Here is a 25,728-nt window from a genome sequence, read left to right as displayed (position 1 = left end):
CGGGAGGCAACTATGAGTGAACAAAAGTATAAACGTATTTTTGGAATTGTATTAGATTCAGTGGGAACTGGTGAAGCTCCTGATGCCGCTAATTATGGTGATGAAGGTTCTGATACCTTAGGTCACGTGGGGGAAGCTTATAAGGGTAAGTTAGAAATTCCTAACCTACAAAAACTAGGCTTAGTTAACCTACGTGACAAGGAAATCATGGGAGTGGCAGCAGTTGAACAGCCACTAGGTTATTACGGCAAAATGAAAGAAATTTCTGCCGGTAAGGATAGCATGGACGGTCATTGGGAAATGATGGGGTTACCAGTAATGAAGCCATTAAGTACTTTTCCTAATGGTTTTCCAGACTCGATTGTTAAGCAGTTAGAAGACTTTTCTGGCCGCAAAGTGATTGGTAATCGTCCTGAATCTGGTACTAAGATTATCGCTGAATTAGGCGAACAACAAATGCAAACTGGTGATCTAATTGTTTATACTTCTGGTGACTCAGTTCTTCAAATTGCCGCTCACGAAGATATTATTCCGTTAGAAGAACTTTATCGAATTTGTGAGTTTGCCCGTTCGATTGTTAACGGTCCGGAATATACTGTTGGTCGAGTAATTGCCCGCCCATACGTAGGACCAGATAAAGATCATTTTGTCAGAACTGCTAACCGTCATGATTTTACGTTGAAACCAACTGGTAAAACCGATTTGGACTACTTAGTTGAAAATGGTGTTCATACCGTAGGAATCGGGAAAATTAATGACATTTTCTCTGGTCAAGGAATTGAAGAAGGTTACCATAACGAAAGCAATATGGATGGAATGGATCATTTAGACCATGTAATGGCAGAAGACTTTACTGGTTTTTGCTTCATGAACTTGGTTGATTTTGATGCTATGTATGGCCACCGTAGAAATCCAATTGGTTTTGGCCAAGCCTTAATGGACTTTGACCAACGGTTAGCCAAAGTCTTAGCTAACTTAAAGGATGATGATTTACTCTTAATTACTGCCGATCACGGAAATGACCCTGGCTTTAAAGGTAGTGATCATACCCGTGAAATGGTTCCACTATTAGCTTACTCACCATCCATGACAGAAAGTGGTAGCTTAGGATTACGCTCCACCTTTGCAGACTTCGGGCAAACCGTCTTAGCTAACTTTAACGTTGCCGGTAACGACGAAGGTCAAAGTTTCTTAGCTGATTTGAAATAGGAGGACAAAAACATGAGTACACACATTGGTGCCAACAGAGGAGATATTGCTTCAACCGTTTTGATGCCAGGAGACCCATTGCGGGCTAAGTATATTGCAGAAACTTACTTAGACAATCCAGTTTGTTACAGTTCTGTGCGTAACATGCTTGGCTTTACCGGAACCTATAAGGGTCACAAAATTTCAGTCCAGGGAGCTGGTATGGGAATTCCATCGCTAGCCATTTACACTACTGAAATGATCAAGGAATTCGGTGTAGATACCATTTACCGAGTAGGTAGCTGTGGTGGCATGAGTCCGGATGTTAAAATGCGAGACATTATTTTAGGTCAAGCTGGAACGACTGATTCATCAATTATCGCTAATACTTTTGGTCCTGGTGTGTACTACTCTCCAATTGCGGACTTCGAATTATTAGATTCAGCTTACCAAACTGCCAAAGCTAATGATGTAGACGTTAAGGTGGGAAATATTTTTGCAGCTGATCGATTCTATAACGATGAATTAGACATGCAAAAACTTACTGATTACGGAGTATTAGCTACTGAAATGGAAACAGCAGGTCTATACTTATTAGCAGCTAAATATCATATTCGAGCTTTAACCATTTTAACGGTTAGTGATCATTTACAAACTGGTGAAAGTTTATCAGCTAAGGATCGAGAAACTTCCTTTGATGAAATGATTCGCTTATCGTTAGATACGGCGATTGCCAATATGCAAGACTAGGGGAATGTATTGTGAGCGAAAAGTTAGAAACGGACAAACTAGTCCAAAGTCAAGAAGTAGCGGAATTGTATTATCAACAAGATTTAAGCCAGGCTCAGATTGCAAGCCGGTTAGGTATTTCGCGTCCCACGGTTTCTAGATTATTGCAGTTTGCTAGGGACAGGGGAATCGTTAAAATTGAAATTGTCAATCCACTATTAGACTCAGCTAACTTGGCTCAACAACTTTCCCAAAAGTACGGAGCTACTATCAAAGTGGTTCCGGGAAATCCTTTGGAGAATACGTTTCAAAACAGTTACGGTCAGTATGCGGCAGAGTTTTTAACCACTTTGGTGAAACCGGGTGACATCATTGGAATTGGCTGGGGTAAGACCGTCCATTTACTAGCGGAAAACATTGAAGAACAATCCGTTAGCGGGGTGCAAGTAGTGCAGTTAAAGGGAAGTGTTAGTTTTTCTAACCAAAAAACTTTTGCTTACGAAAGTGCTAATGAACTGGCGGCAGCTTACCACGGTAATCCGGAATTTTTACCTTTGCCAGTAATTTTTGATAATCGGGTCACTAAGGAAATGGTGGAAAAAGACCGTCACATTAACCACATCTTGGAACTGGGAAGAAACGCTAACGTAGCTATCTTTACTGTAGGAACTGTTCGGACCGAAGCTCTGATTTTTCAATTGGGATATTTTAACGAATCTGAGAAAAACGAACTACAGCAACTGGCGGTGGGAGACGTTTGCTCAAGATTCATTGATGCTAATGGTGAGATTGTCAGTACCGCGATTAACGAACGAACAATCGGCATTGCCTTAGACGACCTAAAGCAAAAAGAGCATGCAATACTAGTTGCAACCGGCGTAGCTAAAGCCGCCGGCGTTCACGCTGTCCTAAAAGCTGGATATGCTAATTGTGCGGTAATTGATCAACTATTAGCTCAAAAATTAGTAACGTTAGATTAACTGATAAAGCTCAATTCATTTTGGATTGAGTTTTTATTAACGAAATAATGAAATCGATTACAAAGAGGAGCGATTATTATGCGCATGGTAGATGTGATTGACAAGAAACGATCAGGCAAGGAATTAACTCCAGAAGAAATTCAATTTTTTGTTGATGGGGTAGTTGACGGTTCCATCCCAGATTATCAAACTAGTGCCTTTTTAATGGCCATTTATTTTAACGGGATGACTAAGGAAGAACAATCTAACCTGACAATGACGATGATGAAGTCTGGTGATCACCTGGACTTAAGTGATATTGAGGGGGTAAAAGTTGACAAGCATTCTACTGGGGGCGTTGGTGATAAGACTAGTATTCCGTTAGCCGCCGTAGTGGCTGCTTTGGGTATTCCAGTGCCAATGATTTCTGGTCGGGGATTAGGTCACACTGGCGGAACCCTAGATAAGTTAGAAGCCATTCCGGGTTATCAGGTAGAAATTAGTGAAGCTGACTTTAAACGCCAGGTAAATGACGAAAAATTAGCAATTATTGGGGCAACTGGCAACATTGCACCGGCGGACAAGAAAATTTACGCATTACGAGATGTAACCGACACGGTAGACTCCATTCCGTTGATTGCCAGCTCCATCATGAGTAAGAAGATCGCATCTGGTACAGATGCACTGATTATTGATGTTAAAACTGGAGCTGGAGCATTCATGAAGACCTTACCAGAATCAGAAAAATTAGCGCGAGCACTTGTTGATATTGGTCAAGGAGTAGGGATGCAATGCATGGCAATCATTTCTGATATGAATCAACCACTAGGTAAAGCGATTGGTAACGCATTAGAAATCGAAGAATCGATTGAATTATTGAAGGGAAATGGTCCTGCTGATTTGGTTGAATTAATTACCACTATTGGTGGTTATATGGCAGTGATGGGACATAAAGCTCAAACCGTAGCTGAAGGAAAGCAAATGTGCTTAGACGTGATTAATAATGGAGAAGCTCTAGAGCGCTTTAGAGCGATGGTGGCTGCTCAAGGTGGAGACGCTACCGTAGTGGATGCGCCTCAAGCAGTGTTACCACAAGCCAAATACCAAATTGAACTCTCAGCTAAAACTAGTGGAGTCGTTTCTAAGCTAGAAGCTGATGAAATGGGAATTGCCAGCATGTTGCTTGGCGGTGGTCGTCAAAAAGCTGATGATCAATTAGATTACGCTGTTGGTATTATGTTGAATAAGAAGATTGGCGATAGTGTAAAGTCCGGTGAACCACTACTGACAATTTACAGTAACCGCGAAGACGTAGCGGATATTAAAGAACTGTTGTATAACAACATCGAAATTAGTGATAGTGCAAAAGCGCCAGAATTGATCTATGAGACCATTGAATAGTTAATTAAACTAAATCCCCCTTAACCAGTTTAACAACGGTTAAGGGGGATTTTTAAGGCTCAAAAGCCAATGAAAAAGGAATCCAGTAATTGGATTCCTTAGAATGATAGCAATTTAGATTTTAGTGGAAGAACATATTTAAGATCATAACAATGATAATTCCGACTACTGAGATAACAGTTTCCAAAACAGTCCAGATTTGCAAAGTTTGTTTAACTGAAAGATCAAAGTATTCTTTGAACATCCAGAATCCGGCATCGTTAACGTGAGAAGCAGCTAATGAACCGGCACCAATTGCTAGTACCATGAGGGCAGGATCAACACCTGATTGAGCCATCAATGGAGCTACAATTCCGGCAGCAGTTAAGGCAGAAACAGTTGCAGAACCTAAGGCTACCCGGAGAACAACGGTAACTAACCAACCAAGGATCAATGGTGAAATGGAAGTATTAGCAAACATGCTAGCAACTTCTTTACCAACACCACCATCAATAAGAACTTGCTTGAAGGCACCACCACCACCAATAACTAAGAGCAACATAGCAATTGATTTAACGGCATTTTCAAGTGATTCCATGATTTGAGCAGTAGTTCTCTTTCGTGACCAGCCCATGGCCCACATTGCAAACATTAATGAAATTAACATTGCAATACTTGGTGAACCAATGAAGGCAACGATTGAATCCATAGTAGATGGGTTCTTAGGAGTAGTTCCACCTTCAACGGTCATCTTGTAAACGGTAGTGATAGCCATCAAGATAACTGGGAAGAGGGCGGTTAAAACAGAAAGACCAAATGATGGTGATTCTTCTTTAGAAAAGTGTTTGATTTCCCCGATAGAAGATAGGTTTCCTTTAGCTTCAAAAGCGTCAGGAGCAAACTTTTCAGCAACTTTGGTAAATACAGGACCAGCAATGTAAGCTGCTGGAATAGCAACTACTAAACCAAAGAGTAGGACTTTACCATCGTTAGCACCCAGGGCTTGGGCAATGGCAGTTGGAGCAGGATGAGGTGGTAAGAATCCGTGGGTAACTGACAAGGCAGCGGCCATTGGAATTCCTAGAAATAGGATTGGTACCCCAGCCTCAACCGCGATGGCGAAGACGATAGGAACCAACAATACCATCCCAACTTCGAAGAAGAGGGCGATCCCAAGGATAAATGAGGCAACCATTACGGCTAATTGCAAACGAGCTCGACCGAATTTTTCGATCAAGGTGTTGGCGATAATGTAGGCCCCACCGGAATCAGATACCAGTCGGCCCAACATGGCCCCAAAACCAAAGACCATCGATAGTTCCCCCAACTGACCACCGATACCAGTTTCAATTGACGTAGCAATATTTTGCATTGGCATACCTAGTAAGAGGGCGGTAACCGCAGCTGTTAAAACTAATGCTACGAAAGTGTTAATCTTGAATCTAATAATTAGGACTAATAAGAAGATGATCCCAATTAATAAGGCAAGTAACTTCATAATATAAGTCTCCCTTCAGACTTTATGATATTAATATCGAAAACAAGATCCCTAATTAAAGCTCATCCTTTTTACGGTCATGTCTCCGCTGGAACTCAGCTATATTTTTATATTCTGGTTGAAGTGAACGGCTTAAACGAATATAAATTGGAATTAATTCCCGGTATGCTTCGAAGTTTTCTGGGTTTGGATGGTGAGCTACAGTAGTTCCCACAAACTTAGAAACTTCTGAAAGACTATCAATCAAGCCCAAACTGTACATTCCCAAAGTAGCAGCCCCTAGAGCAGTACTTTCGAAACTTTCTGGAATTGAAACGTCTTGTTCGAAGATATCGGTAAGCATTTGACGCCAAAGTTCTGAACGAGCAAAGCCACCATTAGCTTGGATGCTAGTTGGTTTGCCAACTACTTCTTCAAGGGCGAGCATAACGGTGTAAAGGTTATAAACAATCCCTTCAAGAGTTGCCCGGATCATGTGAGCTCTGGTATGAGTACGACTAAGTCCGAAGAATGAACCCCGAGCATTGGCGTCCCAAATTGGAGCCCGTTCCCCACCTAAGTATGGGAAGAAGATCAAACCGTCTGAGCCAGCAGGAATCTTAGCAGCAATGTCAGTCAACAAATCGTATGGATCAACTTGCAATTGTTCTGCCGTAACTTTTTCTGGAGCACAAAGTTCGTCGCGAACCCAGCGGAAGACAACCCCACCGTTGTTAACTGGCCCACCGATTACCCACATATCCTTAGCTAGGTAGTAACAAAATACCCGGGCTTTAGGATCAGTTCTTGGCTTGTCAGTAACAACCCGAACGGCACCAGAAGTACCAATGGTAACTGCGACAACTCCAGGCTTAATAGCATTAACTCCAAGGTTAGCTAACGGACCATCAGAAGCCCCAATGATGAATGGTACGTCTGAATCCATGCCGAAGACTTTAGCGTATTCTTCCTTCAAACCATGAAGTTGGTAAGTAGTATCAACTAGTTCAGGAAGCTGATCGCGAGTAACACCAGCAATTTCAAGAGCTTGATCGTCCCAATCAAGGTTGTAAATGTTAAACAAACCAGTTGCGTTGGCGATAGAATAATCTTCTTTTAATTGACCAAACAATTTGTAGAGGATATATTCCTTAATTCCAACGAAGTAACGGGCCTTGTTAAATAATTCAGTTTCGTCATTGCGTAACCAAATCATTTTTGATAGGGGAGTCATTGGGTGAATTGGAACCCCGGTCTTTTGGTAAAGTTCCATTCCTTCAGGACTAGCCTTCAAACTGTCAGCGTATTGAACTGAACGGTTGTCTCCCCAAGTGATTGCTCGAGTTAAAGGTTTGTGATCTTCATCAAGCAAAATTAAACTGTGCATGGCACATGAGAAAGAAACTCCTTTAAGTTCGCCACTTTTAACGTTGGCTTTTCTTAAAATTTCGGTAATTCCTTCGCTCATTGCGGAGAAGATTTCTTCTGGATCTTCCTCGGCCATATCTGGGGTGTCTTGATAAAGGTCGTAGCCATCGTTTGAGTAGCCTTGTACCTTTCCATCTAAATCGTAAAGGACTGTTTTGACACTGGTAGTTCCAATATCAACGCCTAACATATACTCCATAATTGATTCCATCCTCTCGTTCAAAAATTAGGATATAGTAGCAAGTGAAACCGGTTACCTCGATTTGGATAAAAAAAACGGGAATTCCCGGTGATTCACAAGCACCTTTATTCTAACATGAAAACTAAAAATAATAATTTACTTTGAAGCGCTTAATTAATTATATGAAAAAAATTTTCACAATTCAACTGTTTTGCTGTAAAATATTTACATAAATTAAAAAAATTAAAGAGGTGACCGCGATGAGTTCTCCAATACAGTTATTAAAACAGACTTTTGAGGACCTTAGTAAGGCCAATAAAAAAATTGCTCGTTTCGTAATTAATAATCCCCAAAGAGCTTCAGAACTAAATATTGAAGAAATGGCGGCCGTAACCAAAACATCTACCGCCTCTATTTCACGGTTGGTAAAAAATCTAGGCTATAATAATTTCCGAGAGTTTTCATTGGCATTAGCCTATACTCAACTACGACCATCAAATCTACCTATATTTAAGGAAATAAATCCAGACGATACATTACCCCAAATCGCTGATAAAATTTTTGCTAGTGCTCAACGAGCTATTCAAGATACTAGAGAAAATATCGAAGATAGCGAATTTGCTCGAGCAGTTTTAAGAATTATTAACTGTCATACATTAGGCTTCTTTGGGTTAGGGGGATCTTCAGTAGCAGCATTAGATGGTTATCACAAATTTTTAAGAACACCTATTCCTTGTTTTTACTACCCAGATTTTGACGTACAGTTGATGCAAGCGGTAAAATTAACTAAGGATGATTGTGCAATTGTGATTTCACACTCTGGAAGAAACATGCAAACGTTAAAACTAGCCGATACGTTACACGAGGCTGGAGCAACCGTAATTGGGATTACCAGTTATCCGGAATCACCACTAGCTGAAAAAAGTGATATTACCTTTATTTCTTCTAGTGATGAATCTAATTATCGTTCTGAAGGGATGTATTCATTGATTGCCCAAACAACCATTGTGGATACGTTATTTATGATGACTAGTGTGCGGATGGGGCCCGATACCGAGCAATCCATTCAAAATGTCCACCGGATCATAGGTGAAACCCGGAAGTAACGTAGTAAGGTGATGAACTGATGGGGCGCAAGGATATTCAACCGATCTATACTCAAACTTATCAACGTAGGCGCCGGTCAATGATTATTTACTCCTTGCTTGGAGTTATTTTATTGGTGGCCATTGGTGGTTGGCTGGGATATAAATATTATGAAAAGCAGCAATTAAAAAAATACCCCATTGCTGGGGTAGTCTTAAGCCAAAATGATGGTTATGTAGATTTTGATGCTTTAAAAAAAGCACAAGTAGATTTTGTTTATCTAAAAGCTACTCAAGGAGCAGCTTTTAGCGATGATAGCTTTAATAGTAATTATTCTCGTAGTCAAGGTGCTCAGCTGCCAGTAGGAGTTTATCATGTGTTTAGTTTTAGCAGCACTGCTAACTCACAGTACCATAATATAATTAATCAAGTAAAAACTAACACCGGTAGTTTACCGATAGCGTTGTATATTGATTATTATGGAACCTATTCTGATGACAACGTGGACTGGCAAGCTACTAGTCAAAAAATTATAAAGCTAGCTAAACAATTGACCCATTACTACCAACGACCATTACTTTTTTGGGGACCTAAATCAGTGTTAGACCACTTAGAGATTAAGATCGGAACTAAATATCAACTTTGGTATTCTGATGGAACATTAGGTAAACCCAATGGAGATGCCAGCTTTTTATCGGTTCCGGGAAAACCAACGATTGACCTTTCAGGTACTAAACAAAGTTTTACTCAGGCCGTATTTAATGGTAATCAATTGAAGTGGGAACAATATTTGTCCGCCAATGTCAATTAGCTTTATTAAGTGAATAATTAACGTTATCGGCTTCGTCAAAAAATTCGACGGGGCCGATTTCATTTGCTTTGATGATTAAATGGTAGCCTAACGCATCCAAGAAAATTAATTGATAGGCGTTAATAGTTTCCACATTCCCCTTAACTGGTTTTTGATCAATTATTAATTCCAGATCGGGATTGATAGTTAAATGATGGAGTCGATTTTCTTGATCAGTATACTGCCAAGAACCTACAAAAAAACGCGGGTCAGTTTTACCATTAGGCAGTTCCTTATGTTTTTTGGGAGTTTTGAGTAAACCCGCAACTAATGATGCCACAAATAAAATTACCGTTCTTCTTCGCATATCGACCATCCTTTGCAATTAATTCCCCTTTATTGTACCAAAAACATTTGCTAGATATGGTCTTTGAAGTATTCTTTATAAAAAAACATTGATACAATATAAATATGAAGATCGAAGGAGGCTAACTATGATTAAATTAGGAATTATTGGTACCAATTGGATTACTCAACAGTTTATTGATGCAACGGAGTTAAACACTGATTTCAAGTTAACCAGTGTCTATTCACGAACAATGGACAAGGCTAAGGCCTTTGCAGAACATAACCATGCAGCGGAAACTTTCGATGACTTGGATCGTTTCTTTAACGATGGTTCGTTTGACGTTGTTTATATTGCTTCGCCTAACAGTTTGCACTTTAAATATGCTAAGTTGGCAATTGCGGCTGATAAACATATCATTGTGGAAAAACCCGCATTTACTAATCAAAAACAAATGGCAGAAATCGAAGCGTTATTAAAACAAAAACCTAACGTCTTATTCTTCGAAGCTGCTCGCCAAATTCATACTGCTAACTTTAAGGCTATTGAAAAACAAGTAGCTAAAATGCCAGTTATTCAAGGGGCGGAATTTACTTATGAAAAGTATTCTTCTCGCTATGACAAGGTGTTAGACGGAGAAGTGCCTAATATCTTCTCATTGAAGTTTGCTGGTGGGGCGCTTCAAGATTTAGGGGTTTACACCGTTTATGATGCCGTAACTTTGTTTGGGATGCCTGATGAAGTATCTTACTTCCCACAAATTATTAGTACAGAAGTTGATGGCAAGGGGACTGCTATTTTGCAATACCCAGAATATAACGTTGTTTTAAACTTTGGCAAGACTAGCAATTCATACATGCAATCAGAAATTTACGGGTTAAGAGATACCATTGAAATTGACGATGCTGGTGAAATTGGCGACGTGGTTTATGTTAATGGTGAAGGTGAAAGAACTACCATTGGTAACGTTGACGAAGTTAACCCAATGTATCCAGAAGTGAAGGATTTTGAACGGGTAATTAATAACTCAGATGATCCGCAAAATAAATTAGATTATGACCGGTGGTTCCAATTAAGCATGAACGTAAATAAAGTGCTCTTTAATTTACGTCAAGATGCTAACTTGGTCTTTCCGGACGATGAAGAATAACAGGAGACTACTTTGCAGGAAAAATTACAAGCTTACGCAACTCAATTAGGTTATCAACAACCAACAGCCATTCAAACGGCGGTGTACGGACCCCTGTTACAGGGACAAAGTGTTTTAGGAATCGCACCGACTGGTTCTGGTAAAACCGTAGCGTTCACGGTACCAGTATTAGAACGAATTGTGACAGAACAGACCACCCAAGCGATTATTTTGGAACCCACGGCTGAATTAGCAGCTCAAACTAGTCAGGTCATGAGTCAGTGGGCAGCCCAACTAGATATTAAAGTACTCTCACTAATTGGTGGTGCGAACATCAAGCGACAAATGGAACGGTTGAAAAAGCATCCCCAGATCGTAGTGGGGACACCGGGCCGAATTTTAAACTTGATCGAAATTGGGCGGTTAAAGACCAGTAATGTAACTACCGTAATCGTTGATGAAGCTGATAATTTGTTGAGCGAAGATTCTCTGGATCAGGTTAGAAGCATTGTGGATCACACTCCAACAGAGGTGACTCTAGGGTTCTTTTCCGCCACCACTAACGATGTGTTAGCGGAGTTGTCTAAATGGTTTATTCCAGAAGTAACTACCTTAGATGTTCGTGAGATTGACGATACTCAAGGAGAAGTTACCCACGAATTGCTAATGGTTTCTAATCCTAAGAAGGCGCAAATGCTAATGAGGTTATTGCACATGCCAAAATTTAAGGCATTGGTCTTTTTTAACCAAGTAGCGACCTTGAAGAAAACGGCGGCGTTCTTGCGCCACAATCACGTTGCGGCTGGGGAATTAACGGCTGACCAACGGCAAGTGGATCGCCAAAAGGCATTGACGGATTTCCGTAATGGCAAATTAAGATTGTTGCTGACAACCGATGTGGCTGCACGGGGGATGGATATTGCCGATTTACCAGCGGTGATTAATTTTGACCTACCTAAAGACGAGCGGGTATATGTTCACCGGAGTGGCCGAACCGGTCGAATGGGTGCTAGCGGTCAGGTGTTGAGTTTTGGTAATGATCATGATTTGCGAGAATTAAACCATTTGATTAGTCCGCAAGGTTACCAACCAGTAAAAGTTTACTTTGCTGGTAATCAATTAACTACTAACAGACCAACCGTGGAACCCGCAAATTCGCAAGTAGTTAAGACAACTGATAAGGCCGCTGTTTCTGAACGGTCAGCTAAGCCTAAAACTACTAATGATAACAAACCTGTGCGAATTGCCGGAAAAAAACCAGTTACTGCAAGTAACCCGGTTAGCCCTAAGAAACACAATAAAAAGAAACATTCTAAGCGTAAAGGGATGCGTCACAAACGAGAACAGTCGTAATCTTCTTTACATTTAGTTTTAAAAATGAGAAAATTAAAAGGTATTGGCCCCATAGCACAACTGGATAGGGCACCCGCCTCCTAAGCGGTTGATTCCGGTTCAAGTCCGGATGGGGTCACTTACTTATAAAGCAGAGGCTTTAACAAAAATGGCCTCTTAATAAATAAGGTGGAACAAAAATCGTAATATGATTTTTGTTCCACCTTATTTATTAAGAGTTAAATTGATTAATACCTAAACTTGGAAAATTAACTAAAAGAGCTATGTTTTTACCTACTCATTCCTTTAAATAAAAGTGAATGATTAGCAAATGTTAATAATATTTCTTTACCACTGGTATTATAATATTTGGTTACTATAACTCCACTAATTCCAGAATTAACTACAGATTCAGCAACTGGAGTGCCCAGCTTTTGTAATGTAGATTTATAAGATGCCCCCTTTTTAATTGTCTTATACTTAGTATTAGATATTTTTTGAGCTTCATTATAGTCACTGTAACTCTTAAAAATGGTTTTACCTCTATAAAATTCAACAGACATAGTTAGTCCATTTTTAGAATTACCAACTTTTTTCCAATTATAAACGGTAGATTTCTCTTTTGTACCTTCGACTTTAGCATGGGTAGTGCTATCAGGATTACCATAAATCGCTTTCACCTTTTCTACACTAGTTCCGCCCTTACCCTTGTTATATTCACTACCAACTTTTACCTGATTATATTTATCAATTGCATCTTGCATTTTAGCAGTATGTCCATTTTTAGTTGTTAATTTAGTATTAGAGGTACTACTGGAACTCGATGAAGTCTTATCGGAAGTTGCAGATTTAGCCCCACATGCACTTAAGGTAATAACTGATAGTAATGCTGCTGTAAAGGTAACAATTCTTTTCATGATATTAATCCCCCTGTATTATAAATAGCTTTTAATGACTTCCATATCTGGTCATGTTAAATCATAATTTAAATATTTTTTTATTGCAATTAATACGGTTTATGATTTTTTATAAATAAAAGAAGTTAAAAACTAAGTTACTAACAACTAAAACGGTTTAATGCTACTTTAATTGCGCTAATCAGTTTGACGATGACTAGGTGAATCCGTATAATAGCTAACAACAACCAAATATTTCCTTTTAACTTAGTCCTGTGAGGCTAGTAAGGGTCCGATAAAAAAGCACTAGCAGTAGTGCACCTAACGACTGGATTCCTTGCGGAGTCCGGCCTTTTTTTATGGGAAGTGGGTTGAAAAATTATTAACCGGAGGAATTTTTCCATGGCACAAATTTATATTGCAAGTCCGTTTTTTAGTCCCGAACAGGTGGACAGAGTTCAAAGGGTAGAAGAGGCCCTGAAACAAAATCCAACGGTAAGTGATTTTTATTCACCACGTTTGCATCAAGATGCTCAATCCGAACAGTTTAGTAAGGAATGGGCAGCAGAAATTTTTAAGCGAGATATGGATCAAATTGCAGCAGCTGATGTTATTGTGACAGTTTTAGATTTTGAGGCTCAAAACATTGATTCTGGTACCGCTTATGAATTAGGCGTGGCCACAATGAGTAATAAGCCCATCTTAGCTCTCCAAGAAAAAGAAGAAGGTGTGAACTTAATGGTGACAGAAAGTTTACACTGGTACACCAAGCAAGCACAGGATTTTGCTACCTATGATTTCAAGACACTACCCCAAGGTGAGTTCGTCGGGGAAATCTTATAAGCTAACAGTAAAAGTAGAGTCGGACTGGTATAGTTAGGAAAGGTGGACCAATGAAAGTAGAAACTAAAGTAGCACCCAAAGCACAATCAGAATTTGGTAAGGTAACAGCGGTTCCGCTGGTTAATCGTAAAATGACTAACTGGGATTTATTCGCCACTTGGATCGGAGCTAACGCTAATAACGGTACTTGGTATATTGGTGGGGTGATCGCCGCGTGTGGTTTTTTAACGGCTTCTACCACGTTATTAGTGGTCGGGTTAGTTTCTTATCTATTATTGGTATTAGCTGGCTACATGGGATACAAAACCGGAGTTTCGGCGATGGCGTTAACCAGAGCCTCATTCGGGTTACGAGGCAGTTTTATTCCGTCCGCCATTAACGTGATTCAGTTTATCGGCTGGGCAGCGGTGAATACTTTTATTGCGGCTACTTCCATTAGCTATCTGTTCAATACTATGTTTGGGTGGCCATTGTATGGACAACCGGGCGGTAACTTTGGCTTGATCGTCGGAATTTTAATTATGAGTGTTCTGCATTTAATTAGTATTTCTTTAGGGCAACGATCGATTCAAATGATTGAACGCATTGGAATTATTTTGGTAGTGATTTTTGTAATCTGGGAATCAGTAGTAGTTTTCAAAATGGTTTCCTTACAAGAAATTATTGCTTGGCGACCACCGCACAACTTACGGATGTCTTCAGGGGTGGCGGCTGATACTTTGGCGGCCTTTAACTTAGCCTGGGTAACGGCGGCTTCTGACTTTAGCAGGTTTACGGCTAAAAAGTCGGCTGCGACGACTTCTTCGTTTTTGGGAGCCAATATCGGTTTGTTCTGGTTTGCATTCATTGGATTATTTGCTACGATTGGGACGGCTATTACATTGAACCATTTTGATCCTAACAACTCTGATCCTAGTACAGTTGCGGCTAAATTGGGACTTGGCTTTCTAGCACTATTAGTAATTGTTTTGACTAGTACTACTGCTAACGCAGTTAACTTGATGTCGGCTGGTTCGGCACTAACTAACATTGTGCACCGCTTGTCGTTAAACGCTAGCTTATGGATTGTAACGATTGTGGCTACGTTAGTAACTTTTATTCCGGTGTACTTAGCAAGCTTCTTAGAAGTATTTGAAACTTTCTTAGACGGCATTGGAATGTTTTTAGGACCTGAAATCGCAATTTTCTTAGTAGACTTTTTCTGGCTGAAACATGAAAATTATCAAGTGGATGAACTAACTAAGGTTGAAGGTTCTTACTGGTATCAAAACGGAATAAACTGGACAGCGATTACCAGTTGGATCCTGGGAGTATTGGTTTACTGGGGATTAAAACAAATTCCGTTAATTGCTAATACCGTAGGAGCAACTTTTATCGCGATGGCAATTACGGCGCTGATTTATTGGGTTGGAATGAAATTATTAACTGCTAGTCCTAAATCGATTCAAGAATAATTAAAAAAGCGGAAGTTAGCACTTAATGAGTGTTAGCTTCCGCTTTTTTAAGCAAAAGAAAATCCCCCACCGAAGTGAGGGAACAAAGAGCTATCATAACCTCTTATGTAAGAATTCAGGTGTTCTATGTCATGGAATTATCATTCCGTGACTATATAATAGCCGAATAAAAACAAAATTACAATTATTTAGTCTTGCTATTGAAAACAGCCCATTTAGACCAGAAATAATTTATGATTACCACCACTACGTTATCAATAATTTTAACGATAACGTCGTTGCCATGGAGAAGGGAAATTCCCACCCATAAGATAAGAGATTCAATCAGTAAAGTCGCTACCCGCCCACCGGTAAAGGAGACGAATTCACGAGCTGTTTGACTTAAAGAAACCGATTGGGATTTAAACACGAAAGCTTTATTGGAAATAAAGGCAACAACTACTGAGACAAACCAAGCGATAGCGTTATCGATTTGATAGTTCCAGCCAGTAATGTGTTTAAGAATGATGAAGATTCCGATATTAACAACGGTAGTAACTACTCCCCAAAAGAGATAAGAAATGACCTCTTGATATTGTTTATACTTTGCTAAAATCCATTTCATCATCTTACCGCTTTTCTTCTACAATATATTCTGGGCGATGCTTAGTTTCTAGGTAGATTTTACCAATGTACTTACCAACAATTCCTAAACAGAATAATTGAACACCACTCATAAATAGCAAGATGGAAACCATAGAAGCCCAGCCATTGACGGAACCACCGAAAAATGCAGCTCGAATTACTACGAAGAAGAGGGCGATAATTGAGAAGAAACAGATAATTCCACCAATAAATGCCGCAATTTTGAGTGGTACATCTGAGAAGTCAACGATGGCTTCCAATGAGTATTCAAATAATTGGAATAAAGACCAAGAACTGGTTCCAGCTGATCGTTCTACACCTTCATATTCTAGATACTTAGTTTTAAAACCAACCCAAGAAAAGATGCCCTTAGTGAAACGATTGTATTCAGGAAGCTCTAAAACAGCATTAACATACTTACGGGTCATTAAGCGATAATCCCGAACATTTTGCCTGAGTTCGACTTCTGACATTTTATTAATTAGTTTATAAAATGATGAAGACAAGAAAGCACGAACCGGATTTTGCTTCCGAGACGTTTGAACACTACCGACACATTCGTATTCGCCACTTTCCAAGATAGGAACCATTTGTAATAGTAATTCTGGTGGATCCTGTAAATCGACATCCATAACAGCTACAAAGTCACCGTTGGCATTATTGAAACCAGCAGCAAAGGCAGATTCCTTACCAAAGTTACGAGAAAATGAAATGTAATGTACTGTTTCTGGATGAGCAGTTTGTAAGTCTCGTAAGACGGATAAGGTTTTGTCTGTCGAACCATCGTTGATAAAAACATATTCTGGAACGTAGGTTTCAACATTTTGTTCATTTAGTTGTTCAAAAACTTTCGCAGTAGTGTCGTAAAAAATGTTAATAGTTTGTTCCTCGTTATGACAGGGAACAATTAAACTAATGGTTTTCAAAATCTTTCCTCCAAAAATTAAACCCAATTGCCATTTCGCATAATGGGGATTTCCTGTTGTGTTTTAGTAATACCAGTAATATTCATATCCTTAGAACCAATCATGAAATCAACGTGAACGTCTGATTGATTTAGGCCAACAGCTGCTAGCTGTTCAGCTGTCATATTAGTACCATTTTTAATGTTAAACGGATAACTAGCACCAATTGCGATATGATCCGAAGCATTTTCATCAAATAAAGTATTGTAAAAAATGGTTTTGGTTTGAGCAATTGGTGAATCTTCAGGCACAAGGGCGACTTCCCCTAAACTATGGGAACCGTCATCGGTATTAATTAGACTATTTAATAGTTCGCTGCCTTGTTCAGCCTTAGCCGAAATAATTCTACCACTTTCAAAGGTTAGTTGGATACCATTAATAATTTGACCATCGTAACTTAGTGGTAGGGTACTAGAAACCGTTCCATCGATGCGACGATTATCAGGAGCGGTAAAGACTTCTTCAGTGGGCATATTAGGGACAAATGAATTGCCAGAACTGTCCTTATCTCCAGCAGCTTTCCAGACGTGATTGGCTGGTAATCCAATTGTTAGATCGGTATCTGTGGATTGATAATGAAGGGCATCAAACTGATTCGTATTTAACCAAGCCGCTTGATTATCTAAAAAGGCGATGTGTTCTGCCCAACTAGTTTCTGGATTAGCTGTATTTAAGCGGTTGGCTTCAAAAATAGTTTGCCATAAATGCGCAGTTGCAGCCTCTACCTCTTCATCAGGATAGACCATTTGAGCCCACTCGGGACTAGCAGCAGCGACAACTAGCCAACTAATATCATTATTCATGGTAGCCTTCATTACCGGTTGCTTAACGATGGTTTTTCCAATTTTATATGCTTGGAGTTGTTTCGTGGGAACCAGTTTAAATGCGTCCGGTGAATTAGATAAGATTGAAATACGACTGGCTTTTTTATTCATTAATTCCTTAGCCGCTTGCTTTTCAAACGTATAAGGGGTTTGGAGTCTTAGTGGATCTGCATTCGTTAAAAATTCCTGATCAATCACCGGATCATCCCATTTAACGATTACTTCTGCGGCCCCCTTGGCATAAGCAGCTTTAGTAATCAAGCGGGTTAGTTGAACTTGATCAACGGCTGCATAGATAATGATGGTTTGCTTGGGTTGAACGTTAACGCCCAGATTAACGATTAGGCTAGCGTATTTAGTTAAGTTGGTTGTTAAGTCACTCATAGTTAAATCCCCTTAAAATTAGAATATTAAAATAATGCCACACCAGCTAATTATATCATATTAGTGACCGGTCCTTTTTTATAATACAATTAAAAGTTGTTGCTAAATTTGGTATAATATGGCGAGCGAAGGAGGACGATTATGAAACCCATCAAAGTAATGACTATTTTTGGAACTCGTCCGGAAGCCATTAAAATGGCCCCGATAATTTTACAGATGCAACAACGATCAACTGAGTTTACTCCCGTGACCGTTGTAACTGGTCAACATCGAGAAATGTTAGACCAAGTATTAAGTATTTTTCAGATTATTCCAGATTATGATTTAAATATCATGCAAAAAAGCCAGAGTTTAAGTGATATTACTACTAAGGTAATTCAGCAACTAGATCCGATTATTATGGAAGTTCAACCAGATATTATCTTAGTTCATGGTGATACCACCACTACTTTTGCAGCTAGTATTAGCGCTTTTTACCATCAAATTAAGGTAGGCCACGTTGAGGCTGGTTTACGAACGTGGGACAAGTGGTCTCCGTATCCAGAAGAAATGAATCGTCAGTTAACGGATGTTTTAGCGGATATGTATTTTGCGCCAACTCAGCTTAGTAAGGAAAACTTGCTAAAGGAAAATCATCCGGCTGAAAATATTTTTGTGACCGGTAACACCGCTATTGATGCCTTAAAACAGACGGTTAGTGCGGAATATGAACACAGCGTTTTAAATGAATTAGATTCTAGCAACAAGATGATATTGTTAACTATGCACCGCAGAGAAAATCAGGGCGAACCCATGAAGCGAACCTTTGCAGCTATTAAACGAGTGATCCAAGATCATCCTGATACGGAAGTGGTTTATCCTGTCCATTTGAGTCCAGCAGTCCAACAAGCGGCTCATGAAGCGTTTGATGGCCTCAAACGAGTTCACTTGATAGAACCGCTTGACGTGGTGGATTTTCATAATTTAGCTGCGCGTAGTTACTTCATCATGACAGATTCTGGTGGGGTCCAAGAAGAAGCACCTTCGTTGGAAAAACCAGTACTAGTGTTACGAGATACTACTGAGCGTCCAGAAGGAATAACTGCAGGTACCTTAAAGTTAGTGGGGACTGATCCAGCAGTAATTGAAACGGCAATGAATCAATTATTGGATGATCCAAAGGAATATGAACAAATGGCTACGGCTAAAAATCCCTATGGAGATGGACATGCAGCTGAGTATATTTTAACGGCAATTCGAGAACACCTGGGGTCTAAAGAAGACTAATGAAGCATTGGGGGGCCGTAATATGGCGAAAAACGAAGATTTTTACCCGTTCGTTGATTAGTCATTATCAAGAGGGCAATATTTCTGATTCAGCCGTTGTTTTAGCATTTTATTCATTGCTATCTATTTTGCCGATCATTATTTTATTGGGGAGTTTACTTAGATTATTTAATTTTGATTCAGATCAAATTTTAGATTATGCCGCACCAATCTTTCCGGATAGTATTTATAGTTTTTTAAAACCCATTATTGAATCTACGTTGAGTGGTTATAGTACCGGCCAATTCTCATTTGGGATTATCGTAACCATTTGGTCTGCTAGTCGTGCTATAGCAGCATTTCAACGGACCATTAATCAAACTTATGGAGTAGCTAAGCATCAAACTGCGATTTCTAATCGTATTTTGTCCTTTATTTGGATGATTGTTTTAATTTTAATTGTGATGGCAGTAATGTTATTCTTTACGTTTGGCCAAATGGCAATTGAGTGGCTAACTCCTAAATTAGGGTTGCCAAGGGACTTAGGATCGTTAATTAATACGGTTAAATGGCCGGTTACGATTTTTTCGGTCTGGTTTTTACTTATGCTACTTTATTATTTTGTGCCTACCGCGCGAGTTAAATTTCGTTATATTTGGGTAGGAGCGCTGGTATCAACTTTAGGATTAATGCTGTTGTCTCAAGGATTTACGTATTACGTTAAGTACTTTGCTAATAGTATTACCACCTATAAAACGATTGGTACCTTTATTGTGTTAATGTTTTGGTTAGACTTTTCAGCTTTGATTTTATTGTTTGGCGGAGTGGTTAATGCCACCGTTCAAGAATTAAAACATGGAGCTATTCAAGAGCAAACTGATGCTATTGCACAAGTAATGAAACGAGGCGCTAGACGTATTCGGAAAAATAAATAGGGAGGAATTTAGTCACTTTACAGGTGGCTAGTTCCTCCCTATTATTATTCTGTGGCTTGCTTTTGAGCGGCTAAGATTAAATCATCAGTGAATTCATCTAAGGCCTCAATGTCCACTTGATCGGGTTCAAGATTAATTTTGACGCTTTCAGTAGCTTTAGTAGCTCCGGCTTTTTGAAAAGCCTGTTCAAATTTATCCACGGCAACGTTAAAGAATTCTTCGTAGTAAGTGTCACCGGAACCTGCTACGCCGTATAGTTTTCCAGATAGATTTAATTCTTGAAGGTCATCGTAAAAGTCCAACCCTTCTTCAGGAAGAGCGCCTTCATCATAAGTATAAGGACAAACAACACAGATATCACATTCTAAAAAGACACTAGCATCTGCTTGAGAAATTTCGGTTTGGTTAACGTCAATGCCTCGATCTTCAAATCGTTCGGTGATAATATCAGCAATATCTTCGTTATTTCCTGTAATGGTTGCGTAAATAACTTGAGCAGTAATCATAACGCATCTCTTTTCTTTTCGAATTTTTAGTATAAATTTAGTATAGCAAAAATAAATTAGAAAATGAATTTAACTGCTGGCTGGAGGAATAAATGAAAAAAATAACTAAAATTGAAGCTCAACGCCGTAAGGGGCGTTACAATATTTATTTGGACGATCAATACGCTTTTCCGATTAGCGAAGACGTATTAATTAATTTTCAAATTTTTAAGGGAATGGAAGTTGACGATCAATTACAACAGCGGATGCAAGAGGCAGATACGGTTTCCAAGTTGTATAACCGGGCGTTAAATTACTTGGCCCATCAATTACGTTCTGTAGAAGAAGTCAAGACTAAGTTGGCAGAGTTGACGGACGACGAACAACGAATCGCAGAAGTAATTAAGCGATTAGAGGATCAACAGCTCCTAAATGATCAGCGATACGCCGAAAGCTACGTTAGAACCGTAGTTAATGAGGCTCAAAAGGGACCCGGGGCCATCCGAAATCAATTACAGCTGAAAAAAATTGCTGGAAACGATATTGAAGCGGCTATTCAAACTTACTATCCTGTTACCAATCAAATTGAAATAGGCAAAAAAGTTGCCCAAAATCAATTAAAAAAGAATCGTCGAGAAGCTGGTAAAATGGCAGTTGATAAAACGCGACAAACGTTATATCGTAGAGGCTTCGTTTCTGAGACTATCGAAATTATCATGCAAGAAGTAGTTGACGATTCTGTGTATAAGGATGATCAAGAAAATATTCAGCGGGTAGCAGAAAAATATTGGCATAAATTTCGAGCAGAAGAAAATTATAAACGAATTCAAAAAACTAAGCAGGCTCTATATCGTAAGGGGTTTGGCCTTGATGATATCGAAAAAATAATTAATGAATTAAACTAATCGATAACGACATGATCCTAGGCATCTGCTATAATGACAAATAAGATTGGTAACAATCGCTTAAAACCAACCAGAAAGTGGGATCCATTATGGGATGCAGTGGACGACTGCCAAGCGAGGGCAACTTCATTGCGATCCAAAGCTACAAGCATGATGGTAGCTTGCATCGTACTTGGCGGGACACTATGGTTTTAAAGGCGAACGACAATAGCTTAATTGGCTGTAACAATCACACGTTGGTCACCGAGGACAACGGGCGCCATTGGGTCACTCGAGAACCAGCGATTGTTTATTTTCATAAAAAATATTGGTTCAATGTAGTTGCTATGCTACAAAATGACGGTATCGTGTATTATTGTAATTTAGCATCGCCATATGTATTGGACCAAGAAGCCTTAAAGTATATTGATTATGATTTAGACGTTAAAGTTTATGCAGATGGACACCGAAAATTACTGGACGTGGACGAATATGAAGCGTTTAGCAAACGGTGGCATTATGGTTCTGAAATTGATCGAACTTTAAAGCGCAACGTCAAAATTTTGATTGATTGGATCGATAACCGCAAAGGTCCGTTTTCTGAAGAGTTTATTGCCATTTGGTTTAATCGGTACCTAGAGCTGTCCCGCTAATTTCTTAAATGAAGACTAACAGAAATTGTGTTTGAACATTGATTAAAATGTTTAGGCACATTTTTTATTACCAAAATAAGTATGGTAGAATAATTTTAGTTGTATGGAGGGAGGAAGTAAATGATAGAGCGGTTAAAGAAATCATCTCTTATGTTTTGGTCGCTAGAGATATTGATCGTGGTGGGCATTATTGCATTATGTACGAAAATTAGTTTTTTATTTACGCCTATCGCCATTTTTATTTCAACGATTTTTGTCCCAATTATTTTAGCTGGATTTTTATTTTATATGCTTAATCCAATTGTAAATTTAATTATGAAAATTAAATTGGGACCTAAAAAGCATATTTCTAGGACGTGGGCAGTGGCACTGGTATTTATTTTATTAGTGGGCGTGATTGTTTTCTTAGCGGTGGCTTTCTTGCCTAAGCTCTCTGAACAAGTAACTACCTTATTAAATCACGTTCCGGATGCAGCTACGTCAACGCAAAATACGGTACAGCATTGGTTGAACCAACTTAATGATCAACAATTTGTTAAGGAACTAGATCTAACTAGCATTACTGATAAAGTCGAAAAAAATATTACTAATTATGCCAATAGTATTTTAAAGGGGATAACTAGTGGGGTAGGTAGTATTGTTTCTACTGCCACTAACGTGGTAATCATAGCTATCACCACTCCGGTAGTTCTTTTTTACATGTTAAAAGATGGCTATAAACTAGCTCCTAATATTAAAAAATTCCTCCCGGAAAAAAGCCGAGACCAAATTATGGAGCTCTTGGAAAAAATGAGCGATACCCTATCTAAGTATATTGGTGGGCAAATGATTGAATGCTTATTTGTAGGGACATTTACCGCAATTGGTTATTTTATTATTGGCTTAGATTACGCCTTATTGTTGGGAGTAATTGCCGGAATTTGTAATATCATTCCATATTTAGGGCCTTACATTGGTATCTTTCCGGCCTTGGCGGTTTCACTTGCCTCTGGTAGTTGGACATCGGTAGTTTATAATATTATTGTTGTCTTAGTAGTCCAACAAATTGATGGTAACTTTGTCTATCCGAACGTGATCGGAAAGTCTTTACAAATTCATCCATTGACTATTATTATTATCTTGTTGGCTGCAGGCAACATCGCCGGAATTGCCGGAATGATTTTAGCTATTCCACTGTATGCAGTGGTTAAAGTAGTGGTTAGCTATCTATATAATATTTTGCATTTAAAACCTAAAGAAACATCTTAATCTAGCTTAGGATTATTGACTAACGTTTTTGAGATTGCTATGATTTAAGTTGGATTTGGCAATTTTAATAAGCACCACCATTAAATTAACAATAAAGCGGGAGAGATTATGAAAAAAGTAATTACTTACGGAACATTTGATTTGATTCATAAAGGTCACATTCGGTTATTGAAGCGAGCACGTGAACTAGGCGATAGCTTAACTGTTTGTTTGTCTTCTGATGAATTTAACGCAGAAAAAGGTAAGAAAGCTTACACCCCTTATGAAGATCGAAAGTACATTTTGGAAGCCATCAAGTACGTTGATGAAGTGATTCCAGAAAAAGGTTGGGACCAAAAGATCAAGGACGTCCAAGAAAACAATATTGATGTCTTTGTAATGGGCGATGACTGGAAGGGTAAGTTTGATTTCTTAGAAGATTACTGTGAAGTGGTTTACTTACCACGGACTGAAGGTATTTCTACGACTAAGATCAAACAAGACTTAGGACTTTCTAAAGCTAAAGATTGGGAAGCTTAATAAAAATAATCGGCGGTCAGTTAACGATTTAGGTCGGAAAACTGATCGTTTTTTATTGGCAAAAATTAGGGTGGCTGTTAGAGATGTGCTAAAATTAAGTGATTGATTTAATGGCTGAAAGGAAAATGATATGGATACTCAAAAACTAGCAGACGAAGTGGAAACTAGAAGAACGTTTGCGATTATTTCACATCCCGATGCGGGGAAAACAACGATTACTGAACAATTACTATTATTCGGTGGGGTAGTGCGAGAAGCCGGAACGGTTAAAGCTCGTAAAACCGGTAACTTTGCTAAATCTGATTGGATGGAAATCGAACAAAAGCGAGGGATTTCCGTTACTAGTTCTGTAATGCAATTTGATTACGCTGGCAAACGCATTAATATCTTAGATACTCCCGGACATGAGGATTTCTCAGAAGATACTTATAGAACTTTGATGGCGGTGGATTCTGCCGTCATGGTGATTGATTCTGCTAAAGGGATTGAACCTCAAACCAAGAAACTGTTCCAAATTTGTAAGATGCGGGGAATTCCGATCTTTACCTTTATGAATAAGCTGGACCGGGACGGTCGCGACCCAATGGACTTGATTGATCAACTTGAAGAAGTCTTGGGCATCGAAGCTTACCCAATGAACTGGCCAATTGGGATGGGGAAAACTTTAACTGGGATTTACGACCGTTTTAACCACCGAGTTGAAAAGTATAATCATGCTGATGATAGTACTTTGGTAGAGTTAGACGATGATGACAACCCTATTAATGATTCAGAGTTAGCGGAAGATCCACAATTTAAGGAAACTCGCGATAGTGTTGAATTATTAGAAATGGCCGGAAATGATTTTGACCAAGAAAAAATTGCTAAGGGAGATCAAACTCCAGTCTTCTTTGGCTCAGCCTTAGTTAATTTTGGGGTCAAAACTTTCTTCGATGCTTATTTGAAATTTGCGCCAGCTCCTGGAGAGCATAAAACCCAAGAGGATACTGTAGTAGCACCGACTGCAGAACAATTCTCTGGCTTTGTCTTTAAAATTCAAGCTAACATGAACCCTAATCATCGGGATCGGATTGCATTTGTGCGAATTTGTTCCGGTGAATTTGAAAAGGGTATGGATGTTAATTTAGCTAGAACCGATAAAAAAATTCGCTTGTCTAACGTGACCGAATTTATGGCTAACACCAGAGAAAACGTTCAAACAGCGGTTGCTGGAGACATTATTGGTTTATACGATACTGGTAACTTCCAAATTGGGGATACTATTTTCACTGGTAAGCCTAAGATTAATTTTGAAAAATTACCGCAATTTACTCCAGAATTGTTTGTCCGGGTAGCAGCCAAGAACGTAATGAAGCAAAAATCCTTCCATAAGGGGATTCAACAACTAGTCCAGGAAGGTGCTGTGCAACTGTACACTTCTTATTCCACTAACGATTATATTTTAGGGGCCGTTGGGCAATTACAATTTGAAGTCTTCCAATTCCGGATGCAAAATGAATATAACTCTGAAATTACCATGGAACCGATGGGAAAAAAGACAGCGCGCTGGATTGATCCGGACCAGCTTGATGAACGAATGTCTTCATCACGAAACTTGTTGGTTAAGGACCGTAACGGTGATCCACTCTTCTTATTTGAAAACCAATTTGCCTTGCGCTGGTTTGAAGATAAGTACCCAGATGTTAAGTTAACCGCAAAACTCTAATTGCTAAATAGGGCAAAGATGACTATACTTTAAAAAATG

General features: G+C 39.1%; 25 protein-coding genes and 1 tRNA gene. 18 read left to right on the top strand and 8 right to left on the bottom strand.

Going from position 1 to position 25,728, the window contains the following annotated elements:
- The first annotated feature begins 12 nt into the window (after positions 1 to 12).
- The 4 genes from FC56_RS06635 (at position 13) to FC56_RS06620 (ending at position 4,277) form a co-directional block, all read left to right on the top strand.
- Entirely contained in the window at positions 13 to 1,209 is a 1,197-nt protein-coding gene (locus FC56_RS06635) for a phosphopentomutase (protein WP_056978506.1), read from the top strand.
- A 12-nt stretch (positions 1,210 to 1,221) separates the two neighbouring features.
- Complete coding sequence (gene deoD / locus FC56_RS06630; protein WP_054671482.1) at positions 1,222 to 1,938, top strand: purine-nucleoside phosphorylase; 717 nt, start codon at positions 1,222 to 1,224, stop codon at positions 1,936 to 1,938.
- Positions 1,939 to 1,949: 11 nt separating this feature from the next.
- On the top strand, positions 1,950 to 2,897 hold the full coding sequence (locus FC56_RS06625; protein ID WP_056978504.1) for a sugar-binding transcriptional regulator: 948 nt from the start codon (positions 1,950 to 1,952) through the stop codon (positions 2,895 to 2,897).
- 78 nt (positions 2,898 to 2,975) lie between these two features.
- Positions 2,976 to 4,277 (top strand): pyrimidine-nucleoside phosphorylase, encoded by a 1,302-nt coding sequence (locus FC56_RS06620; RefSeq protein ID WP_056978502.1) that lies wholly within the window; start codon positions 2,976 to 2,978, stop codon positions 4,275 to 4,277.
- A 121-nt stretch (positions 4,278 to 4,398) separates the two neighbouring features.
- Here the strand turns inward: FC56_RS06620 and FC56_RS06615 are convergent, their stop codons facing one another.
- Both FC56_RS06615 and gntK read right to left on the bottom strand, forming a co-directional pair.
- A complete protein-coding gene (locus tag FC56_RS06615; protein WP_056978500.1) occupies positions 4,399 to 5,754 on the bottom strand; it encodes a gluconate:H+ symporter in 1,356 nt (451 codons plus the stop codon).
- A 55-nt stretch (positions 5,755 to 5,809) separates the two neighbouring features.
- Positions 5,810 to 7,360 carry a gluconokinase gene (gene gntK / locus FC56_RS06610; RefSeq protein ID WP_056978498.1) on the bottom strand — a complete coding sequence of 517 codons (1,551 nt, stop codon included), beginning with the start codon at positions 7,358 to 7,360 and terminating at the stop codon, positions 5,810 to 5,812.
- 242 nt (positions 7,361 to 7,602) lie between these two features.
- Between gntK and FC56_RS06605 the strand changes: the two genes are divergently transcribed.
- A complete protein-coding gene (locus FC56_RS06605; RefSeq protein WP_056978497.1) occupies positions 7,603 to 8,448 on the top strand; it encodes a MurR/RpiR family transcriptional regulator in 846 nt (281 codons plus the stop codon).
- A gap of 20 nt (positions 8,449 to 8,468) precedes the next feature.
- Positions 8,469 to 9,239 carry a GH25 family lysozyme gene (locus FC56_RS06600; RefSeq protein WP_056978495.1) on the top strand — a complete coding sequence of 257 codons (771 nt, stop codon included), beginning with the start codon at positions 8,469 to 8,471 and terminating at the stop codon, positions 9,237 to 9,239.
- Here FC56_RS06600 and FC56_RS06595 read toward each other — a convergent pair.
- Positions 9,232 to 9,585: a DUF4828 domain-containing protein gene (locus tag FC56_RS06595; RefSeq protein WP_056978493.1), complete on the bottom strand. Its 354-nt coding sequence runs from the start codon at positions 9,583 to 9,585 to the stop codon at positions 9,232 to 9,234. The two genes, FC56_RS06600 and FC56_RS06595, sit on opposite strands and share 8 nt — an antisense overlap.
- 127 nt (positions 9,586 to 9,712) lie before the next feature.
- Here FC56_RS06595 and FC56_RS06590 point away from each other — a divergent pair, with 127 nt between their 5' ends.
- The 3 genes from FC56_RS06590 to FC56_RS06580 all read left to right on the top strand — a co-directional run bounded on the left by FC56_RS06590 (position 9,713) and on the right by FC56_RS06580 (position 12,164).
- Entirely contained in the window at positions 9,713 to 10,714 is a 1,002-nt protein-coding gene (locus tag FC56_RS06590) for a Gfo/Idh/MocA family protein (protein WP_056978491.1), read from the top strand.
- A 12-nt stretch (positions 10,715 to 10,726) separates the two neighbouring features.
- The gene (locus FC56_RS06585) at positions 10,727 to 12,046 is read left to right on the top strand and encodes a DEAD/DEAH box helicase (protein WP_056978489.1); all 1,320 of its coding nucleotides are present in this window, start codon (positions 10,727 to 10,729) and stop codon (positions 12,044 to 12,046) included.
- Positions 12,047 to 12,091: 45 nt separating this feature from the next.
- Positions 12,092 to 12,164, top strand: a tRNA-Arg gene (locus FC56_RS06580).
- Positions 12,165 to 12,315: 151 nt separating this feature from the next.
- Here FC56_RS06580 and FC56_RS06575 read toward each other — a convergent pair.
- On the bottom strand, positions 12,316 to 12,942 hold the full coding sequence (locus FC56_RS06575) for a DUF3862 domain-containing protein (protein WP_056978487.1): 627 nt from the start codon (positions 12,940 to 12,942) through the stop codon (positions 12,316 to 12,318).
- Positions 12,943 to 13,323: 381 nt separating this feature from the next.
- On the opposite strand from FC56_RS06575, the gene FC56_RS06570 reads away from it, so the two are divergent.
- Positions 13,324 to 13,764 carry a nucleoside 2-deoxyribosyltransferase gene (locus tag FC56_RS06570; protein ID WP_056978486.1) on the top strand — a complete coding sequence of 147 codons (441 nt, stop codon included), beginning with the start codon at positions 13,324 to 13,326 and terminating at the stop codon, positions 13,762 to 13,764.
- Positions 13,765 to 13,814: 50 nt separating this feature from the next.
- Entirely contained in the window at positions 13,815 to 15,218 is a 1,404-nt protein-coding gene (locus FC56_RS06565) for a cytosine permease (RefSeq protein WP_056978484.1), read from the top strand.
- Between the two features lie 184 nt (positions 15,219 to 15,402).
- Here the strand turns inward: FC56_RS06565 and FC56_RS06560 are convergent, their stop codons facing one another.
- Genes FC56_RS06560 through FC56_RS06550 form a run of 3 tightly spaced genes read right to left on the bottom strand, consistent with a single transcriptional unit; the run spans position 15,403 to position 18,015 of the window.
- Complete coding sequence (locus FC56_RS06560) at positions 15,403 to 15,825, bottom strand: GtrA family protein (protein ID WP_187116941.1); 423 nt, start codon at positions 15,823 to 15,825, stop codon at positions 15,403 to 15,405.
- A 1-nt stretch (position 15,826) separates the two neighbouring features.
- Positions 15,827 to 16,768 carry a glycosyltransferase family 2 protein gene (locus tag FC56_RS06555; RefSeq protein WP_054671507.1) on the bottom strand — a complete coding sequence of 314 codons (942 nt, stop codon included), beginning with the start codon at positions 16,766 to 16,768 and terminating at the stop codon, positions 15,827 to 15,829.
- Between the two features lie 17 nt (positions 16,769 to 16,785).
- Positions 16,786 to 18,015: an aminopeptidase gene (locus FC56_RS06550; RefSeq protein ID WP_056978482.1), complete on the bottom strand. Its 1,230-nt coding sequence runs from the start codon at positions 18,013 to 18,015 to the stop codon at positions 16,786 to 16,788.
- Between the two features lie 141 nt (positions 18,016 to 18,156).
- Here FC56_RS06550 and wecB point away from each other — a divergent pair, with 141 nt between their 5' ends.
- Together wecB and FC56_RS06540 are read left to right on the top strand one after the other, a co-directional pair.
- Entirely contained in the window at positions 18,157 to 19,281 is a 1,125-nt protein-coding gene (gene wecB, locus FC56_RS06545; RefSeq protein ID WP_056978479.1) for a non-hydrolyzing UDP-N-acetylglucosamine 2-epimerase, read from the top strand.
- Positions 19,281 to 20,195, top strand: a complete 915-nt coding sequence (locus tag FC56_RS06540; protein WP_056978477.1) for a YihY/virulence factor BrkB family protein — start codon at positions 19,281 to 19,283, stop codon at positions 20,193 to 20,195. Before wecB ends, FC56_RS06540 begins: the two co-directional genes overlap by 1 nt.
- A gap of 44 nt (positions 20,196 to 20,239) precedes the next feature.
- Here FC56_RS06540 and FC56_RS06535 read toward each other — a convergent pair whose 3' ends face one another.
- Complete coding sequence (locus tag FC56_RS06535) at positions 20,240 to 20,701, bottom strand: flavodoxin (protein ID WP_054671512.1); 462 nt, start codon at positions 20,699 to 20,701, stop codon at positions 20,240 to 20,242.
- 92 nt (positions 20,702 to 20,793) lie between these two features.
- Between FC56_RS06535 and FC56_RS06530 the strand changes: the two genes are divergently transcribed.
- From FC56_RS06530 to FC56_RS06510, 5 genes are all read left to right on the top strand, one after another.
- Positions 20,794 to 21,585 carry a RecX family transcriptional regulator gene (locus tag FC56_RS06530; RefSeq protein WP_056978475.1) on the top strand — a complete coding sequence of 264 codons (792 nt, stop codon included), beginning with the start codon at positions 20,794 to 20,796 and terminating at the stop codon, positions 21,583 to 21,585.
- An 89-nt stretch (positions 21,586 to 21,674) separates the two neighbouring features.
- Positions 21,675 to 22,217 (top strand): DUF402 domain-containing protein, encoded by a 543-nt coding sequence (locus FC56_RS06525; RefSeq protein WP_054671517.1) that lies wholly within the window; start codon positions 21,675 to 21,677, stop codon positions 22,215 to 22,217.
- A gap of 120 nt (positions 22,218 to 22,337) precedes the next feature.
- Entirely contained in the window at positions 22,338 to 23,465 is a 1,128-nt protein-coding gene (locus FC56_RS06520) for an AI-2E family transporter (protein ID WP_187116940.1), read from the top strand.
- Between the two features lie 108 nt (positions 23,466 to 23,573).
- On the top strand, positions 23,574 to 23,984 hold the full coding sequence (gene tagD / locus FC56_RS06515; RefSeq protein ID WP_056978474.1) for a glycerol-3-phosphate cytidylyltransferase: 411 nt from the start codon (positions 23,574 to 23,576) through the stop codon (positions 23,982 to 23,984).
- Between the two features lie 130 nt (positions 23,985 to 24,114).
- Positions 24,115 to 25,689, top strand: coding sequence for a peptide chain release factor 3 (locus FC56_RS06510; protein ID WP_056978473.1), 1,575 nt, complete (start codon positions 24,115 to 24,117; stop codon positions 25,687 to 25,689).
- Positions 25,690 to 25,728: the final 39 nt, after the last annotated feature.

It is taken from the genome of Lentilactobacillus senioris DSM 24302 = JCM 17472, from assembly GCF_001436555.1.
Taxonomy (GTDB): Bacteria; Bacillota; Bacilli; order Lactobacillales; family Lactobacillaceae; genus Lentilactobacillus; species Lentilactobacillus senioris.
The sequence above is the reverse complement of the archived record's forward strand: the minus strand, read 5'-3'. Positions and strand labels throughout refer to the sequence as shown.

Bases quoted from the DNA above. Each gene is read 5' to 3' on its own strand.
- FC56_RS06565 (WP_056978484.1), top strand. From the start codon at position 13,815: ATGAAAGTAGAAACTAAAGTAGCACCCAAAGCACAATCAGAATTTGGT.
- FC56_RS06605 (WP_056978497.1), top strand. From the start codon at position 7,603: ATGAGTTCTCCAATACAGTTATTAAAACAGACTTTTGAGGACCTTAGT.
- FC56_RS06620 (WP_056978502.1), top strand. From the start codon at position 2,976: ATGCGCATGGTAGATGTGATTGACAAGAAACGATCAGGCAAGGAATTA.
- FC56_RS06570 (WP_056978486.1), top strand. From the start codon at position 13,324: ATGGCACAAATTTATATTGCAAGTCCGTTTTTTAGTCCCGAACAGGTG.
- FC56_RS06550 (WP_056978482.1), bottom strand. From the start codon at position 18,015: ATGAGTGACTTAACAACCAACTTAACTAAATACGCTAGCCTAATCGTT.
- FC56_RS06595 (WP_056978493.1), bottom strand. From the start codon at position 9,585: ATGCGAAGAAGAACGGTAATTTTATTTGTGGCATCATTAGTTGCGGGT.
- FC56_RS06615 (WP_056978500.1), bottom strand. From the start codon at position 5,754: ATGAAGTTACTTGCCTTATTAATTGGGATCATCTTCTTATTAGTCCTA.
- deoD (WP_054671482.1), top strand. From the start codon at position 1,222: ATGAGTACACACATTGGTGCCAACAGAGGAGATATTGCTTCAACCGTT.
- FC56_RS06535 (WP_054671512.1), bottom strand. From the start codon at position 20,701: ATGATTACTGCTCAAGTTATTTACGCAACCATTACAGGAAATAACGAA.
- FC56_RS06590 (WP_056978491.1), top strand. From the start codon at position 9,713: ATGATTAAATTAGGAATTATTGGTACCAATTGGATTACTCAACAGTTT.
- wecB (WP_056978479.1), top strand. From the start codon at position 18,157: ATGAAACCCATCAAAGTAATGACTATTTTTGGAACTCGTCCGGAAGCC.
- FC56_RS06530 (WP_056978475.1), top strand. From the start codon at position 20,794: ATGAAAAAAATAACTAAAATTGAAGCTCAACGCCGTAAGGGGCGTTAC.
- FC56_RS06600 (WP_056978495.1), top strand. From the start codon at position 8,469: ATGGGGCGCAAGGATATTCAACCGATCTATACTCAAACTTATCAACGT.
- FC56_RS06510 (WP_056978473.1), top strand. From the start codon at position 24,115: ATGGATACTCAAAAACTAGCAGACGAAGTGGAAACTAGAAGAACGTTT.
- FC56_RS06560 (WP_187116941.1), bottom strand. From the start codon at position 15,825: ATGATGAAATGGATTTTAGCAAAGTATAAACAATATCAAGAGGTCATT.
- tagD (WP_056978474.1), top strand. From the start codon at position 23,574: ATGAAAAAAGTAATTACTTACGGAACATTTGATTTGATTCATAAAGGT.
- FC56_RS06525 (WP_054671517.1), top strand. From the start codon at position 21,675: ATGGGATGCAGTGGACGACTGCCAAGCGAGGGCAACTTCATTGCGATC.
- FC56_RS06540 (WP_056978477.1), top strand. From the start codon at position 19,281: ATGAAGCATTGGGGGGCCGTAATATGGCGAAAAACGAAGATTTTTACC.
- FC56_RS06575 (WP_056978487.1), bottom strand. From the start codon at position 12,942: ATGAAAAGAATTGTTACCTTTACAGCAGCATTACTATCAGTTATTACC.
- gntK (WP_056978498.1), bottom strand. From the start codon at position 7,360: ATGGAGTATATGTTAGGCGTTGATATTGGAACTACCAGTGTCAAAACA.
- FC56_RS06520 (WP_187116940.1), top strand. From the start codon at position 22,338: ATGATAGAGCGGTTAAAGAAATCATCTCTTATGTTTTGGTCGCTAGAG.
- FC56_RS06635 (WP_056978506.1), top strand. From the start codon at position 13: ATGAGTGAACAAAAGTATAAACGTATTTTTGGAATTGTATTAGATTCA.